We start from the raw sequence: 15,978 nt of genomic DNA, 5'->3' as shown, positions 1-15,978 counted from the left end.
AAAGCTAGCTTTATGATGTTGAAATTATAAGATCAAACCTAGACGCTAGGGTATCATTTTTCGCCTATGTTCTTATATATCTTTATTCGAAGAGCTAGCACTTCGCGAGACATTAATCAAAAACAAGTATTTTAAAGCAATTGGTTTTCTATGCTTTTTACTTCTAATGGTTATCCTATTTCATGAAAGTCTCTACGATTGGTTCAAGTGGTTGTGCTTCATTTTAATGCTGTCAATATATTTTATCACCTGATTTTAAAGCAAAATATTCAGCTAATTTTTAAATAGCAATCTTCTCCTTAGTCAATAGCCTTTTATTTGCATTTCTTCATATTGCTGATGACATTTTGAATTGGGAGAATTTATTTATTAGCTTCAGTTTTTTTGTTTAGTTGTTTAACCCTTAATTATTCTATTACTCTAGCTATTTTATTTCACATTTTAAACAATATAAAAGCCACCTTAAGTGATGTTTCCTTTACAAATCATGAAGTAAAAGCAAGATAGTATAAAAACAACACCTCGGTAAAATAGCGTGAAAAATCACTTTTTAATATCGATCACCTCTAGGCTAAGGTTAACAATAAAAGCTATATTTATAATGCTGCAGAGATTAATTCTATGATCCAACAAGATTCTTTGAAAAAATACATTCCAACAAAAGAATTAGGTAAATAGAAAATTGAAATTAGAAGTGACACCCTTATTACCAATGAGCGTTTCTTTGAAGTTATGACTGATCTTAATTTACTTAAAAAAATAAAAACTTAACTAAAAATTTCTTGGTTTTCCCCTAGCGCATTTCCTAAAATAACCCATATACAAAGATTTTTTTTCTTAAAGTCAAAATTTTAATACAACTTATAGCGAATTAAGATTGGTCTGTAAAGAGTACATTCGCTTAAATAATTTTACTGCAAAGCACTAATTTATTCAACCCATTTAATTGCTTAGTCGGCTTGATTTGGTTAACTTTACGGCTACCAAAAAAAACAAAATAAACCTATGAAACCCGATTTATTTCAAGCCCCTGATTATTACCAAATAGATGATTTGCTTAGCGACGAACACAAAATGGTACGTACTGCCGCCCGAGACTGGGTTAAAAAAGAGGTGTCGCCAATTATAGAAGATGCCGCTCAAAAGGCAGAATTCCCAAAATCAATCATTAAAGGTTTAGCCGAAATTGGTGCCTTTGGACCTTATATTCCAGCTGAGTATGGCGGTGCGGGCTTAGATCAAATTTCATACGGCTTAATCATGCAAGAAATTGAACGAGGAGACAGTGGCGTGCGTTCTACCGCCTCGGTACAATCTTCTTTGGTGATGTACCCTATTTATAAATATGGAACAGAAGAACAACGTCAAAAGTATTTACCTAAATTGGCTAGTGGCGAATGGATGGGAAGTTTTGGTCTTACTGAACCTGACCATGGATCTAACCCTGGTGGAATGACTACCAACTACAAAGATATGGGTGACCATTACTTATTAAACGGAGCCAAGATGTGGATCTCTAACTCCCCTTTTTGTGACGTAGCCGTAGTATGGGCCAAAAATGAAGAAGGCCGCATTCACGGACTTATAGTAGAGCGTGGTATGGAAGGCTTTAGTACTCCCGAAACACATAATAAATGGTCTCTTCGTGCATCTGCAACCGGAGAGCTTATATTTCAAGACGTAAAAGTACCTAAAGAGAATTTATTACCCAATAAATCTGGTTTAGGAGCTCCACTTGGTTGTTTAGATTCTGCTCGATACGGAATTTCGTGGGGCGCAATTGGTGCAGCAATGGATTGCTATGATACGGCTTTGCGCTATGCCAAAGAGCGTATACAATTTGGTAAACCTATTGCCAGCTTTCAGTTACAACAAAAGAAGCTAGCCGAAATGATTACCGAAATCACCAAAGCTCAACTAATGGCCTTGCGTTTGGGACAACTTAAAAATGAGGATCGAACGACTACAGCGCAAATATCAATGGCCAAAAGAAACAATGTTGAAATGGCTATCAATATTGCACGTGAAGCTAGACAAATGCTTGGTGGTATGGGAATTACAGGAGAATACAGCATAATGCGTCATATGATGAATTTAGAAAGTGTAATCACCTACGAAGGAACGCACGATATTCACCTTTTAATTACCGGTGCCGATATAACCGGAATTCCAGCTTTTAAATAGTCGAAACATACATAAGTTATAAATAAAGAGGTAAGGGTTTCAACCTTGCCTCTTGTTTACGTGCTTATTCGTGGTAAAATAATTTAATAGAGCAGCTGATAAAAAATAGAAGAATCACTTTTTAGATCTCGATAAAATAAAAAGGTCGTTATTAAAAAATAACGACCTTTTTAAAATTCCATTTTTATTTCAGTCAATCACCAACAAAGGCGGCAGTTAAGACTCTGGTGCTAATTCTATTGCTAATCCCTCCATCTCGGGAGTAAGTTGTATTTGACAACCTAAACGACTATTTTCTTTCGTATAAAATGCTTCCGAGAGCATGGCCTCTTCATCATCCTGCATTTCTGGCAACTCAATTTGAGGGGTTAAAATATAGCATTGGCAAGATGCACACATGGCCATTCCTCCGCAAACACCAATAGTACCTTCGGGAGCCAACTCATACGAGCGAACTAGCTCCATAATGTTCATATTCATATCGGTTGGGGCTACCACTTCGTGTTTTTGACCCTCACGATCTGTAATGATTATATTTATATCTGGATTCATAGCCTAATTTATTGCCTTTACTACAGCTTTGGGAGCTTCTTTTTTGCTTCCATCAAAGCCAGTAACTCCTCCTACAGTTGTATATTTCATTACGTATTTTTTATCGGGGAAAATACGTTGGTATGCACTCTGACACATTAGAGTAGCTTCGTGAAAACCACAAAGAATCAGTTTTAGTTTACCAGGATAGGTATTTACATCGCCAATAGCGTATATACCAGGAATATTGGTTTGGTAATCTAGGCTATTGTCAACCTTAATCGCATTTTTCTCTATTTCTAATCCCCAGTCAGCTATAGGACCAAGTTTTGGAGACAAGCCAAAGAGAGGAATAAATTCATCTACTGGCAACCAAAATTCTTCTTTCGCCTCGTTGCTTTTTCTTATGAGTACCGCCTCGAGAAAGTTTTTACCTTCTAACTGTACAATTTCGGCTGGGGTAATCAAATTGATTTTTCCCAAATCTTTTAATTCCTTCACCTTATCAACAGAATCTAAAGCCCCTCTAAATTCATTTCTTCGGTGCACTAAAGTCACCTCTTCTGCTACATCGGCTAAGAAGATACTCCAATCTAAAGCCGAATCGCCACCCCCTGCGATGACCACTTTTTTATCACGGTAAAATTCGGGATCTTTAATCATATAGCGAACGCCTTTATCTTCGTAATGCCCTAAATTTTCTATCAAGGGTTTACGAGGCTCAAAACTACCTAGACCACCTGCAATAGCCACCACGGGAGCGTGGTGTTTTGTACCTTTATTAGTTGTTACGACAAAAGTACCATCGTCTAATTTTTCAATGGTATCTGCACGTTCTCCCAGCGTAAAACCGGGTTCAAAAGGTTTGATTTGCTCCATCAAGTTATCTACTAAATCTCCGGCTAAAACCTCGGGAAAAGCTGGAATATCGTAAATAGGTTTTTTGGGATATATTTCTGCACATTGCCCGCCAGGCTGTGGCAAAGCATCTATCAAGTGGCATTTTAATTTGAGTAAACCGGCTTCAAATACGGTAAAAAGTCCGGTTGGACCTGCACCGATTATAAGAATATCTGTTTTAATCATAGCTTATTTAATCGCTTAGTATTTTATACAAAATTAGCGGTTATAGATTTCACAAAGAATGACAATTATCAATTTGATAATTCGGGAGCAACGTTGATAACTTTATCAATTTGCGGAGCATATTTTTTAATGGTCATTTCTACTCCAGATTTTAAAGTCATTTGGTTTACACTACAACCTACGCAAGCTCCTTCAAGTTGCACGCGCACTATATTTTCTTTTTCGTCGATATCAAGCAAAGAAATATCTCCCCCGTCATTCTTTAAAAAAGGTCTAATTTCTTCTAGTGCCTTTTCTACCTTTTTCCTAAGTTCTAAATTCATTCTCTTTCCTATTTTTTTACAGCACTGCAACCTGCCATAGTGGTTATTTTGATAGCTTCGGTAGGTGGCAAGCTTTCGTTTCTTGCTACAGTTTCTTGCACTACCTGCTTGGTAATAGCCTCAATTGCTTGAGCGGTTGGCGTATCTTTCTGTAACGCAGCCGGTCTACCTATGTCGCCAGCTTCACGAATACTTTGCACCAACGGAAGTTCTCCTAAAAAAGGAATTTCTAGGTCTTCTGCCAAGTTTTTAGCTCCGTGTTTTCCGAAGATGTAATATTTATTGTCTGGTAATTCTTCAGGCGTAAAATAGGCCATATTTTCTACGATACCGATAACAGGAACATTGATACTTTCTTGTCTGAACATCGCCACACCCTTTTTTGCATCGGCTAATGCTACATTTTGCGGTGTGCTTACCATTACTGCTCCTGTAATAGGTAAGGATTGCATAATAGACAAATGGATATCTCCTGTACCTGGAGGCAAATCGATTAAAAGAAAATCAAGCTCACCCCAATCGGCATCAAAGATCATTTGGTTTAAAGCTTTCGCCGCCATAGGTCCGCGCCAGATTACCGCTTGGTTGGGTTGGGTGAAAAATCCTATTGAAAGAATTTTTACCCCGTGATTTTCAACTGGCTTCATCTTAGATTTATCATTAACTTGAACAGACAGCGGTCTTTCGCGTTCTACGTCAAACATAATGGTTGCCGAAGGGCCATAAATATCTGCGTCAAGCAGACCCACTTTAAAACCTTTATTCGCTAAACTAACCGCTAGGTTGGCGGTAACAGTAGATTTACCCACCCCACCTTTACCAGAAGCCACCGCAACGATATTTTTAATACCGGGTATAGGCTTACCTTTAATCTCATTTTTTGGTTTAGAAGGTGCATTTACTTTCACGTTTACTTTTACCTTAGCTTTGGCATACACATGTTCATGAATTGCCTTCATCACATCTACCTCTGCTCGTTTTTTTATGTGCAAAGCTGGTGTGGCCAACTCAAGATCAACCACGACCTCATCACCAAAAGTAACAATGTTCTTTACTGCACCACTCTCTACCATATTTTGCCCTTCGCCAGAAACGCTTATTTTTTCTAGGGCCTTATAAATATCTTGTTTATTTAATTTCATGAAGTATATCTATTTTATAATGAGCACTTAATTTGGATTAAGTCTAAATGCAAATATAAGGTTTAAGCTTCTAACTATAAAGCTCTTTTAAGAGGCATTTATTAATTATCTAACGACAACACAGGAGGCTGCCAAAAATACTTTTGCAAGTTTTGGACTTGATTGTTTTTAACGCTAATTCCTTCTGCTTCAATCTGGGCTTGCATGGCTTGAGAACCTAGAAAATGGGCTTTACCTGTAAGCATCCCATTTCTATTGACTACACGATGAGCTGGAATATCTATATTGCCGGCACTGGCATTTAAAGCATATCCTACCACCCGTGCACTTTTGGGCGAACCAATAGCTTTGGCTATGGCGCCATAGGAAGTTACGCGCCCGTAAGGTATTTGACGAGTCAAATAATATACGCGTTCATAAAAATCGTTTTGCGGCATAGTTTTTTACTTAATAAAAGATTCGGAATAAAGTAATTACGACCAAAATAAACATCAATCCAGCCATAAAGTAATTGCTGTATTTAGAGAAAGACTGATTGTATTTTTCTATTTTCATAAAAGAAACCACATACATATACAAAGTAGTGAAAGTTCCTAAACTCGCAGCTAAAGCAAAAAGAACTATGGTGGTACGGCTAAAATTAAAATCATCTGCGTGAAAGGCGGCACTTATGGTTACAAAATAAGGTATAGGAAACACGTTTACAGCAGCAATCATCATACCTTTTATCAGATTGCGGGTTGATTCTTGTTTTCTAAGAGCTACTTTTTTATTGGATTTGCGTGCGGCTATAAAAAAATAAACGCCCATAATCAAGAAAACCACTAGACCTGCTCGCAAAATCATCTTTTGAACATAAGGATGATTAAATATGTATTTGGCCATTAGAATGGCTACCAAAGCTTGAAAAAAAACAACTAAGGAAGCTCCCACAGCTACCCGTAAACCACTGCGTTTACCTTTGTTAACACAAGTTTTTGCCACCGTCATATTAACTAATCCCGGAGGAATAACGCCCACCATGGCAGCAAAATAAGTAATTACAATAAATTGGGTCGTGTCTAACAAATCTTAGCTTATCTTAAATCTAATATACGTAATTGATTTGTTTTTTTCAAGATATTGTTTTTCATAGAAGGTCTGTATACCTACCACTTCTGGTGCACTGTATTCATTTTTATACACATCGTGATTGGCTTCGATAATCTCGTGCCCTTCTCCGTGCAGAAGTCCTAAGGTATAGCCGTGCATAAACTCACTATCTGTTTTAAGGTTTACTACGCCATCTTCTTTTAAAATTACTTTATATTTCTGCAGAAATTCTGCATTGGTTAAGCGGTGCTTAGTACGTTTGTATTTTATTTGCGGATCTGGAAAGGTAATCCAAATTTCATCGACCTCTCCAGGTGCAAAAATTTGATCTATTAATTCGATTTGCGTACGCAAAAAACCAACCCGTTTGTTGTTTTCGGTTAAAGCGGTTTTGGCTCCACGCCAAAAACGCGCGCCCTTAATATCAATACCTAAGAAGTTTTTTTCGGGATACATTGCCGAGAGTCCCAAACAATACTCTCCTTTTCCACAACCTAATTCTAGCACTAAGGGTAAATCATTTTTAAAGAAATCTGATTTCCATTTGCCTTGGTATTTAAAGCTACCCGAGGTAATCTCTTCTCGACTTGGCTGTATTACATTTTCAAAACTTTCGTTTTCTCTAAATCTTTTTAATTTATTTTTGCTTCCCACTGCTGCATTAATTTTTGGCAAAATTAAACAATTTATACGCAGCTTTAAGAATTGATTTCAATATTGCTGAATGTTGTATTTTTAAGCTATGCAAAAACCAAAAATTTTAGTAGTTGTTTTAAATTGGGGGCTGGGGCATGCCAGCCGTTGCATACCCCTAATCACTGCACTCGAACAGCAAGGTTTTGAACCAATTATGGCTTCAGATGGCCTGGCTTTAGCTTTGCTCACAAAAAACTTTCCGCATCTTAATTCTTATCGTTTGCAAGCTTATGAAGTACGCTATAGCCGAAAGCCTACTTTTTTAAAGGCCGTATTGGCTTTGCAGGTGTTTAGTTGGATTAAGAATATTTATTTTGATAAAAAGCAGATTCTAGCCATACACAAAAAAGAAAAACTTTCTGGAGTAATTAGTGATAACCGACCCGGAGCGGTGTTATTGGGTATTCCTAGTGTTTACCTCACCCATCAAACCAATATTTTGGGCGCAGGCCAATCTATTGCCAATGCCTTACACTGGCGTCTCATTCGAGCACATTCGCATTGTTGGATCCCGGACTTCACCCATAATTTGGCTTTTGCCGGAAAGCTGAGTCAACACACAACCTCAAAAAAAGTTAAGATAAAAAAAATCGGCTTATTAAGTCAGCTTAAAGCGGATACTCCCCCGGTGACGAAAAAACACATTTGCATACTATTGTCTGGGCCCGAGCCGCAACGCAGTCAACTAGAAGCCATTTTACTTCAGGCGGTTGAATTTAGCGAAGTACCCGTTGTCTTAATCCGCGGAAGCGATAAAGAGTTAAAACTAAAAAAGGCTCTTAGCCACTTAAAAATAATTGATTTTGCTACTAAAACTCAAGTACAGCATATTTTAGAACGCAGTCATTTTGTTATTGCCCGTTCTGGTTATAGTAGTTTGATGGATTTCTGCGCTTTAGGCATTAAGGCGTTTTTAATTCCCACACCGGGGCAACCTGAACAAGAGTATTTGGCAAGTTATTTTTCTAAGCAAGGTTGGGCGACAAGCTGTAAACAAGAAGCCTTTACATGGCGTAAATTAGAGGCACTAGAAAACATAAAAGGTTTTCCCACTTTTGAAGCTCCCGATTTTAAAACTTTGTTTTCGATTTTTCGAGCGTAAAAGAAAATTCACTGCCTGTACCAAAATCACTCTCTACGTAAATGCTTTCTTGATGCGCCTCGAGTATATGTTTAACAATAGCTAAGCCTAGGCCTGCACCACCCTCTTTTCTAGATCCGCTTTTATCTATGCGGTAAAAACGTTCAAAAATGCGATTAAGGTTTTCTTTTTGTATTCCTTCACCGTTATCTGTAATGCGCAAAATCAATTTATTTTTTACCAGAGGTTCAATCGCTACTTCTGTAGTGCCCCCGTGCTTTCCATATTTTATTGAATTTACAAACAAATTGATTAAAACCTGTTGTATTTTATCTTTATTGGCATGTACATAAATAGGCGAATTATAGTCGGTATCAAATGTAAAGCTAATATCTTTTTTATGCGCTTTCATTTCTAACAAATCAAATACATTTTGTATAAGAGACACCAAGTTAAAATCTTGTTTTTCTAACTGTATATCTTCCATCTCGAGCCGGGTGATTAAGTCAAGGTCTTTTACAATATAAACCAACCTATCAACACCTTTGCTGGCACGATGTAGATATTTTTCACGTACTTTTTTATCGTTAATCGCGCCATCTAATAAGGTTAAAATATAGCCTTGCACAGTAAAAAGGGGTGTTTTAAGCTCGTGAGAGATGTTACCCATAAACTCTTTGCGGTAGTTTTCACGATCTTTTAAGGTCTCTATTTCAAGTTTTTTAACTTCGGCAAAATGCTCGAGTTCTTGAATTAGGGTATTCATGTCGGTTGTGATTCTCGGACTTTTTATGGCAGAGCTTTCAATTAATTCAACCTTATCATAAACCTCTTTAACCCGTTTAAAAATGTAGCTTTCTAACCGCAATTGAATCAGTAAAAAAGTAGTCACCCACGCGAGTGCAAAAAACAGGATACTTGGCCAAATATACACCTCGATATAAATGGCTTGCAGGAGCACGGCTAAGCCTAGCATTACTACACTAATGAGGCTGGCACTAGCGGTTGCAAATTTATAGGATTTCTGTATTTCTTTACCCATAGTTTTTTAGACTACAAATTTATAGCCAACACCTTTGACGGTTTTAAAGCGTTTATCACCCATTTTCTCGCGTAATTTCCTGATGTGCACATCTATGGTTCTTCCGCCTACAACCACCTCGTTGCCCCAAACATTAGCTAGAATATCTTCGCGCTTAAAGACTTTTCCTGGTTTAGATGCTAGTAAGGCTAAGAGTTCGAATTCTTTTCGGGGTAAAATCAATTCTTTTTTGCCTAGCATTACTTTATACTCTTCTTGATTGATGGTAATATCACCAATTTCTGTAATTCCCTGATCGCTATTTGAAGGCTGAGTTCGTCTCAATAAAGCCTTAACCTTACTCACCAGCACCTTTGGCTTAATAGGCTTGGTGATATAATCGTCTGCTCCAGCATCAAAACCTGCCATTTGAGAATAGTCTTCTCCTCTAGCGGTAAGAAAACAGATCAAGCTATCTTCTAATTGGGGCTCTTGACGAATTTTTTCGCAAGCCTCCATGCCGTCCATTTCGGGCATCATAACATCTAATACAATTAATTGGGGTAGATGCTTTTTGGCTTTTCGAACTCCTTCTTTCCCATTTTCGGCCGTTATCACTTGATACCCCTCTTGCTTTAAATTATAGCTTATGATTTCTAAAATATCGGGTTCATCATCGACTAACAGAATCTTTATATCACTTTTATTCATGCTTTATATAATATTTATGCAGGTGTAAAAATAGTTAAAATTAAGCTACCCCCTTTGTTAAGAATTGACGCTACCAACTTAACACAGATAACCATTTGCTAACATGGGTTTAAAGATACTTAACAACGGGATAACTTTTTTCTTGTGATTATAAAATTTCTTTGCAGCGTAAATGAAAACTGCAATGAAAACTACATTAACATTATTATTAATTTGCCTAACACCGCTGGTCTGGGCGCAAGAATTTGGAAGCATTAGCGGTAACCTTACCGATGAGGAAGTGAACAATGAACCTCTACCCTTTGCCAACATTACTCTTAAAGGCACCAACAAAGGTACCACCTCTGATTTTGATGGAAATTATGAAATTACCCAAATACCTGAAGGTACCTATACTGTTATATTCAGTTTTGTTGGGTATGAAACCGTAAGCATTCCTGGAGTTATTATTAAAGCCAATCAAACTACACGTTTAAGCACTGGGTTAAAATCGAGTGCAGCAGCATTAGAAGAAGTAATGATTACTGCAGTAAAGAGCAGAGACTCTGAAGTAGCCCTTTTACTCGATCAAAAAAATGCGATTCAGATGCAGCAATCGATTGGTGCCGAAGAATTATCGCGAAAAGCTGTAAGCAATGTAGAACAAGGCGTCTCTAAAGTGTCAGGAATTACTATGGTTCAAGATCGTGGTGTCTTTGTGCGCGGATTAGATGACCGTTACAACTACTTATTGGTAAACGGCTTGCCATTAGCCTCCTCTGATCCCGATTTCAAAATCATTCCGCTTAGCTATATCGCCACTTCGATTGTAAGTTCGGTTGATGTCTTAAAAACTTTCTCTCCCAATTTGTATAGTGATTTTGCCGGAGCTACCTTTAAAATAAATACACCAAAAGCTCCTGCTAAGCCTAAAACACAAATAAATTTTGGCGTAAATTATAATACGAAAACCACTTTTAAAGATTTTTATACCGATGATGCCAGCGGAACCGAATTATTTGGTTACACGGGTGACTCGCGTGCATTACCTTCTGAAATTGGCGACCTGAGTTACAGTGCTTCACCGGGTGAATCGGGTGAGCTTTTTTCGACCTCTTGGACACCAAAAAAAAGAAAAGCACCACTAGACACACGCTTTGGGATTACCCACGGTCAGCGCCTTTTTAGTTCAGACAATAGTAATCTTGGTATGGTTTTAAGTATGAATTTTAGAAATTCACATCGCGCCCAAGACGGTGTTGAACGTACTTTGAACTCTGAAGGTACAGCCGGACAAGATTTTACCTCATCTACCTATGAGTACCGTACACAAAAATCGGCTTTGCTAAGTTTAGACTACAATTTATATGAAAAATTAGATCTAACCTTTAATACAATTTATCTACAAAACAGTTCTAATTTCATTCGAGAAGCCTATGGCCGAAATGATGGATTTACCCAGTTGAATAATCGAGATTTTTTTATTCGAGATATGCGGTATACCGAGAATCAGCAAGTAAATTTTCAACTTTTAGGTAAATATGCTCTAGACGGAAAAAGACAAGAATTACACTTTGCCAGCGCTGTTGGTCTCGGAAATAATCAAGTACCTGATAGACGTGTACTACGTGCTGCTGGAGTAGGCGAAGATGCAGAGTACATTACCACTAATGGGATTAATCCTTTTAAGTTTTACCAAGAATTAGACAACCAGAACTTTAATGCTAGAGTAGCTTACCGCTTAGGATTACTCCCTACCGAATCAGAAGATTTTATGGGTCATCTAGAGATAGGTTATCAAACCGATCTAATTACCCATGACTTCTTTAATAAATTTATTACTGCCCAAGTTAATACCAACGATCTTCCCGCATTGAATACCAACAACCCACAAGATTTCTTCGAGACAGGATTTGCCAACGGGTTTTTAAGTTATTCGAGTACATTTGATCCGACTGCCAAAAGTGAAATCACCCAAGGTATTCATGCGGGTTATTTACAATTCAACAGACAATGGAAAAAAATAGTCTTAGAAGCAGGGGTACGCGTAGAAAAAGCTATACGAGAGATCAGCTATCGTGAGCCTTTAGACCGTCCCGACACCCCCTTTAGCAAGATTAAGTATGATCCGCTAGATATCAATCCATCTTTAAATTTAAAATACAGTTTAAACGAGTTGTCTAATTTGCGTTTCACCTCATCAATCACCAATACCAGACCACGCTTACGCGAAATTTTACCCACAGTATACCAAAATGGTGATGGCAATCAAGTAATTGGTAACCCCGATTTATTAAACTCTACCAATTATAACCTAGACATCAAGTACGAAATTTTCCCTAGTAATGCCGAGCTACTTGCCGTAACCGCATTTGGTAAGTATTTAAAAAATCCTATTGAGCGTTTGGCGCGTTCTACCTCGGTTGGTTACCGTACCTTTTTCGACAATTTTGAAAGCGCCCACCTTTACGGATTGGAATTTGAAATGAAATTAAACCTAGGGAATGTTAGTAAAATTGATCAGCTTAAACCTTGGCAATTTGGTTTAAATGCAATACTTATGAATTCAAAGGCTCAGGCCGACGAGAATGACCCTCGTTTTGCAGTGGTTACCCATAAAGAGAGAAAATTACAAGGTGCTTCTAACTGGGGCTTAAATGCCGATTTAGGCTATCAATTATTTGATAAAGAGCAACTAGAATCTAAAATCAACCTGATTTTTAACACCTACGGAAAACGTATCTATGCCGTTGGAGTTGAAGGTGCAGACGAGATTTATGAAAAACCTCTCAACCAATTAGATCTTACCTGGAACACCCAATTCAACAAAAGGTTTGGTGTTAAACTCACTGTACGTAACCTCTTAAATGAAGAAACTTTATTTACACAAGACCCAACGCAAAACGTTCGTTTTCCCGACCGCTTTAGCAATCAAATTGAACGTTTTGACCAGGGAATTACTTTTGGATTAAACTTTACATATACATTTTAACCTTTAAATTTTAAAACAATGAAAAAAACAATCAGCAAAACAATTTTAGCCACAGCCCTTTTGGGTATGCTGTTCTCGTGCAGCAGCGATGACGAAGGAAACTCAAGCAACAACCCTGTGAATGAGGATATTCTTCAAGGTGACGTACTTGCAGGTGACATCACGCAAGACTTATTTGTTCCTAAAGGAAATTACGCTCTTCGCGGAGCGGTCTCTGTTAAAGATGGTGCTACTTTAACCATAGAAAAAGGTACTACTTTTACGGTAACTGCCGAAGATCAAGCTGCCGGAATCAACCTTTTGTTCGTTGAGCAAGGTGGTAAAATAATGGCTGAAGGTACAGCACAAGAGCCAATTGTATTTACTTCTGAAAATAAAAATGCAGAAGGAGGCGATGGCGATTGGGGTGGTATTGGCATACACGGTAAAGCTAAAATGAACGCTCCCGGCGGCACTTCTTTATCTGAAGCAGGACAGTTGCCTTATGGCGGAAACGACGATAACGACAACTCTGGAGTTTTACGATATGTTCGTGTTGAGTATGCCGGTCAAGCCTCTTCAGATGGTCAATTTGAATTCAATGCTTTCTCGTTTTTTGCAGTGGGAAGCGGTACTGTAGTAGAGTATTGCGAAGCATTTGAAGGCGCAGATGACGGTTTTGAATTTTATGGAGGTACGGTAAATGCCAAAAACCTTTCAGCCGTAGGAATGGAAGATGATTCAATCGATTGGGATGAAGGTTTCCGCGGAAGCTTAAACAACGTTGTGATTTACCAATACGATGCTACTGGAGATTTTGCTTTTGAATTAGCCAACAGAAGTGGAGAAAACAATGCTAGCCCACGCTCTGGTGCACAAGTAAGTAATGTAACCCTACGAGGACACAATAGACCAGGTAAAGCCGCATTTGATTTAAAGCAAGGTACTGCTGGTATTTTTGACAACATCGTAGGATATAATTATGACAGTATGATTTTTGTAAACGATCAAACACAAGAAGTAAATAATGGTGAATTATCTTTTACCAATACTTTCTTTGACCAGTACAACAACTTAGTGGTTAATAACGTAGATCAGACCGACATTGCCTCTCAATTAATCGATGAAAACCCTGCAGCAAGTGGTGCAGATGAAAGCGCTTTTGACAATTGGACTAATTTCTCGGCTCAAGGCGGATTCAATCAGTAACTCACACAATAACAGCGGGAAAGTTTTAAAAACTTTCCTGCTGATAAATAAATAAAATCTAAAATTAGTTTTTAATCAATTAGCAATCAGACATATATATTATCGCCCGATTAGTTAAGAAATAAAAAAATTGATTAAAATCATACCAAATCCTAGTACATATTTGTACCTTTGATGACATCATTAAATAAATTTATTATGCAAAAAATTACTTTTTTAACTTTCATGCTCCTTACAGGCTTATTTAGTTTTGCTCAAGGACCTATTATTACCATGATTTCCGATGGGGATTGTTCAGGTGGTAATCCTAAAGTTTTAGAAATCTACGCTCAAGGTACTGTAGATTTTTCTTTGTATTCTTTAGAGAACCAAACCAATGCCAATACCACTTGGGGTAACGCTTTAAACTTAGCTTCTCTTGGTACTCTTACCGATGCTTTTGCTTATGTGTATGCAGATGACCCGAGTTTTGCAACCGAGTTTCCCAGCGCGACCAATACTTTTGCTACTACAGCAAGTGTAATGAGTTTTAACGGTGATGACCGTATTCGCCTAGTTTTAGATAGCAACCCCGGCGTTTCTGTAGATGAGTACGGCGTAGACAGCCAAGACGGTACAGGAGAAGTTTGGGAATACAAAGATGGCTACTCTAAGCGTAAGTCTGGTACTACGGCTGGTACATTTGCCGCAGCAGATTGGGATTTCTATAACGGATCATTAGATGGTTTAGGTACTTGCCAAGGTGGTGCTACTTTTGAGAGCATCATTGGTTTAGGAACTTATACTACAGCTGGTACTCCATGCCCATTAAGCTTTACTATTACAGACGTAAGTTGTGATGCAAAAACTAGTGGTACAGACACGTATACCGTTACTGCTTCATTTTCAGGTGGAGGAACAGAAACTTATACGCTTAACCTTAATGAAGGTACTTTAGGAGGTGACGATGCCAATACACAAGCAACAGGTACGGTTACTATTTCTGGTATTACCGAAGGAACCGACTTAAACTATACCATTACCAGTGCTAACTGTAACATTTCAGGAACCATAACTTCTCCTACTTGTGACCCGTCTACTCCTATAGCAGATTTAGCTACCTTAAGAACACAAACCTTAAACGAGAAATACATCTTAACTGGTGAAGCTGTACTTACTATGCAACAATCTTTTAGAGGCCAGAAGTATATTCAAGATGCTACTGCTGCAATTTTAATTGATGATAATAACGGTATCATTACTACAACTTATAACATAGGTGACGGAATTACAGGAATTGAGGGTACCTTAACCGAGTTTGGTGGTATTATGCAATTTGTACCAGAAACCGATCCAGGTGCAGCTACTTCAACAGGTAATAACGTTGCTCCACAAATTCTTACTATCAGTGCTTATAATGCTAATCCTGAGATGTATGAGTCTGAGTTAATTGCATTTCAAAACGTTACCATTACCGAAGCAGACGGTACAGCAACTTTTGCTACTGGTACTAACTATACTTTAAATGATGGTAATGATAATACTGTATTAAGAACCAACTTCTACAGTGCAGATTATATTGGTACCGTAATCGCGGGACAATACCAAAATGTAGTAGGAATCGCTTCATCTTATGATGACGGAACAAACGTAACTGCTCAAATATTCCCAAGAAGTTCAAACGATTTTAATGCTGCTTTATCTACTCAATCTATCGAGCTATTAAGCAAAATCAATATGTATCCTAACCCTGCTAAAGGAGCTGTGGTTAACTTAGAATACCGCGATTTAAATCAGGTAGAAGTGAGTGTTTACACAATTTTAGGAGAGCGAATTTTTAAGGCAAATAACGCTGTAAAAACTATCGACGTTTCTAACTTTGCTGCTGGTATGTACTTGGTACAAATCAAAGCAGATGGTAACACTGTAACCCAAAAGTTAATTGTAGAATAATTTAATTCGTTTCTCAATTA

General features: G+C 37.8%; 14 protein-coding genes. 5 read left to right on the top strand and 9 right to left on the bottom strand.

Annotated features, from left to right (window positions below; all coding sequences use genetic code 11):
- Positions 1 to 1,005: 1,005 nt before the first annotated feature.
- Positions 1,006 to 2,184, top strand: coding sequence for an acyl-CoA dehydrogenase family protein (locus FT993_RS09560; RefSeq protein ID WP_147862319.1), 1,179 nt, complete (start codon positions 1,006 to 1,008; stop codon positions 2,182 to 2,184).
- A gap of 216 nt (positions 2,185 to 2,400) precedes the next feature.
- Here FT993_RS09560 and FT993_RS09555 read toward each other — a convergent pair whose 3' ends face one another.
- The 7 genes from FT993_RS09555 to trmB form a co-directional block, all read right to left on the bottom strand.
- Positions 2,401 to 2,736, bottom strand: a complete 336-nt coding sequence (locus FT993_RS09555; protein WP_147862318.1) for a 2Fe-2S iron-sulfur cluster-binding protein — start codon at positions 2,734 to 2,736, stop codon at positions 2,401 to 2,403.
- A gap of 3 nt (positions 2,737 to 2,739) precedes the next feature.
- Positions 2,740 to 3,801, bottom strand: a complete 1,062-nt coding sequence (locus tag FT993_RS09550) for an NAD(P)/FAD-dependent oxidoreductase (protein ID WP_147862317.1) — start codon at positions 3,799 to 3,801, stop codon at positions 2,740 to 2,742.
- A 68-nt stretch (positions 3,802 to 3,869) separates the two neighbouring features.
- Positions 3,870 to 4,124 (bottom strand): NifU family protein, encoded by a 255-nt coding sequence (locus tag FT993_RS09545; RefSeq protein WP_147862316.1) that lies wholly within the window; start codon positions 4,122 to 4,124, stop codon positions 3,870 to 3,872.
- An 8-nt stretch (positions 4,125 to 4,132) separates the two neighbouring features.
- Positions 4,133 to 5,266 (bottom strand): Mrp/NBP35 family ATP-binding protein, encoded by a 1,134-nt coding sequence (locus tag FT993_RS09540; RefSeq protein WP_147862315.1) that lies wholly within the window; start codon positions 5,264 to 5,266, stop codon positions 4,133 to 4,135.
- A 101-nt stretch (positions 5,267 to 5,367) separates the two neighbouring features.
- Positions 5,368 to 5,703, bottom strand: coding sequence for an MGMT family protein (locus FT993_RS09535; RefSeq protein ID WP_147862314.1), 336 nt, complete (start codon positions 5,701 to 5,703; stop codon positions 5,368 to 5,370).
- Between the two features lie 10 nt (positions 5,704 to 5,713).
- Positions 5,714 to 6,334, bottom strand: a complete 621-nt coding sequence (locus FT993_RS09530; protein WP_255504460.1) for a LysE family translocator — start codon at positions 6,332 to 6,334, stop codon at positions 5,714 to 5,716.
- Between the two features lie 3 nt (positions 6,335 to 6,337).
- Entirely contained in the window at positions 6,338 to 7,012 is a 675-nt protein-coding gene (gene trmB / locus FT993_RS09525; protein WP_147862349.1) for a tRNA (guanosine(46)-N7)-methyltransferase TrmB, read from the bottom strand.
- Between the two features lie 88 nt (positions 7,013 to 7,100).
- Here trmB and FT993_RS09520 point away from each other — a divergent pair, with 88 nt between their 5' ends.
- Positions 7,101 to 8,156: a glycosyltransferase gene (locus FT993_RS09520; protein ID WP_147862313.1), complete on the top strand. Its 1,056-nt coding sequence runs from the start codon at positions 7,101 to 7,103 to the stop codon at positions 8,154 to 8,156.
- Here the strand turns inward: FT993_RS09520 and FT993_RS09515 are convergent.
- Positions 8,125 to 9,177, bottom strand: coding sequence for a cell wall metabolism sensor histidine kinase WalK (locus FT993_RS09515; RefSeq protein WP_147862312.1), 1,053 nt, complete (start codon positions 9,175 to 9,177; stop codon positions 8,125 to 8,127). The two genes, FT993_RS09520 and FT993_RS09515, sit on opposite strands and share 32 nt — an antisense overlap.
- Positions 9,178 to 9,183: 6 nt before the next feature.
- The gene (locus FT993_RS09510) at positions 9,184 to 9,867 is read right to left on the bottom strand and encodes a response regulator transcription factor (protein ID WP_147862311.1); all 684 of its coding nucleotides are present in this window, start codon (positions 9,865 to 9,867) and stop codon (positions 9,184 to 9,186) included.
- Between the two features lie 184 nt (positions 9,868 to 10,051).
- Between FT993_RS09510 and FT993_RS09505 the strand changes: the two genes are divergently transcribed.
- From FT993_RS09505 to FT993_RS09495, 3 genes are all read left to right on the top strand, one after another.
- On the top strand, positions 10,052 to 12,838 hold the full coding sequence (locus FT993_RS09505) for a TonB-dependent receptor (RefSeq protein ID WP_187240797.1): 2,787 nt from the start codon (positions 10,052 to 10,054) through the stop codon (positions 12,836 to 12,838).
- 18 nt (positions 12,839 to 12,856) lie between these two features.
- Entirely contained in the window at positions 12,857 to 14,026 is a 1,170-nt protein-coding gene (locus FT993_RS09500) for a hypothetical protein (RefSeq protein WP_147862309.1), read from the top strand.
- 198 nt (positions 14,027 to 14,224) lie between these two features.
- Positions 14,225 to 15,958, top strand: a complete 1,734-nt coding sequence (locus tag FT993_RS09495) for a T9SS type A sorting domain-containing protein (protein WP_187240796.1) — start codon at positions 14,225 to 14,227, stop codon at positions 15,956 to 15,958.
- Positions 15,959 to 15,978: the final 20 nt, after the last annotated feature.

Origin of the sequence: Mesonia sp. HuA40 (assembly GCF_008017835.1) — a bacterium.
GTDB lineage: Bacteria > Bacteroidota > Bacteroidia > Flavobacteriales > Flavobacteriaceae > Mesonia.
This window is presented reverse-complemented; position numbering and strand designations above follow the sequence as displayed.

Coding starts and splice junctions, on each gene's coding strand:
- FT993_RS09515 (WP_147862312.1), bottom strand. CDS start 9,177: ATGGGTAAAGAAATACAGAAATCCTATAAATTTGCAACCGCTAGTGCC.
- FT993_RS09495 (WP_187240796.1), top strand. CDS start 14,225: ATGCAAAAAATTACTTTTTTAACTTTCATGCTCCTTACAGGCTTATTT.
- FT993_RS09520 (WP_147862313.1), top strand. CDS start 7,101: ATGCAAAAACCAAAAATTTTAGTAGTTGTTTTAAATTGGGGGCTGGGG.
- FT993_RS09500 (WP_147862309.1), top strand. CDS start 12,857: ATGAAAAAAACAATCAGCAAAACAATTTTAGCCACAGCCCTTTTGGGT.
- FT993_RS09540 (WP_147862315.1), bottom strand. CDS start 5,266: ATGAAATTAAATAAACAAGATATTTATAAGGCCCTAGAAAAAATAAGC.
- FT993_RS09555 (WP_147862318.1), bottom strand. CDS start 2,736: ATGAATCCAGATATAAATATAATCATTACAGATCGTGAGGGTCAAAAA.
- FT993_RS09545 (WP_147862316.1), bottom strand. CDS start 4,124: ATGAATTTAGAACTTAGGAAAAAGGTAGAAAAGGCACTAGAAGAAATT.
- FT993_RS09560 (WP_147862319.1), top strand. CDS start 1,006: ATGAAACCCGATTTATTTCAAGCCCCTGATTATTACCAAATAGATGAT.
- FT993_RS09505 (WP_187240797.1), top strand. CDS start 10,052: ATGAAAACTACATTAACATTATTATTAATTTGCCTAACACCGCTGGTC.
- FT993_RS09535 (WP_147862314.1), bottom strand. CDS start 5,703: ATGCCGCAAAACGATTTTTATGAACGCGTATATTATTTGACTCGTCAA.
- FT993_RS09550 (WP_147862317.1), bottom strand. CDS start 3,801: ATGATTAAAACAGATATTCTTATAATCGGTGCAGGTCCAACCGGACTT.
- FT993_RS09510 (WP_147862311.1), bottom strand. CDS start 9,867: ATGAATAAAAGTGATATAAAGATTCTGTTAGTCGATGATGAACCCGAT.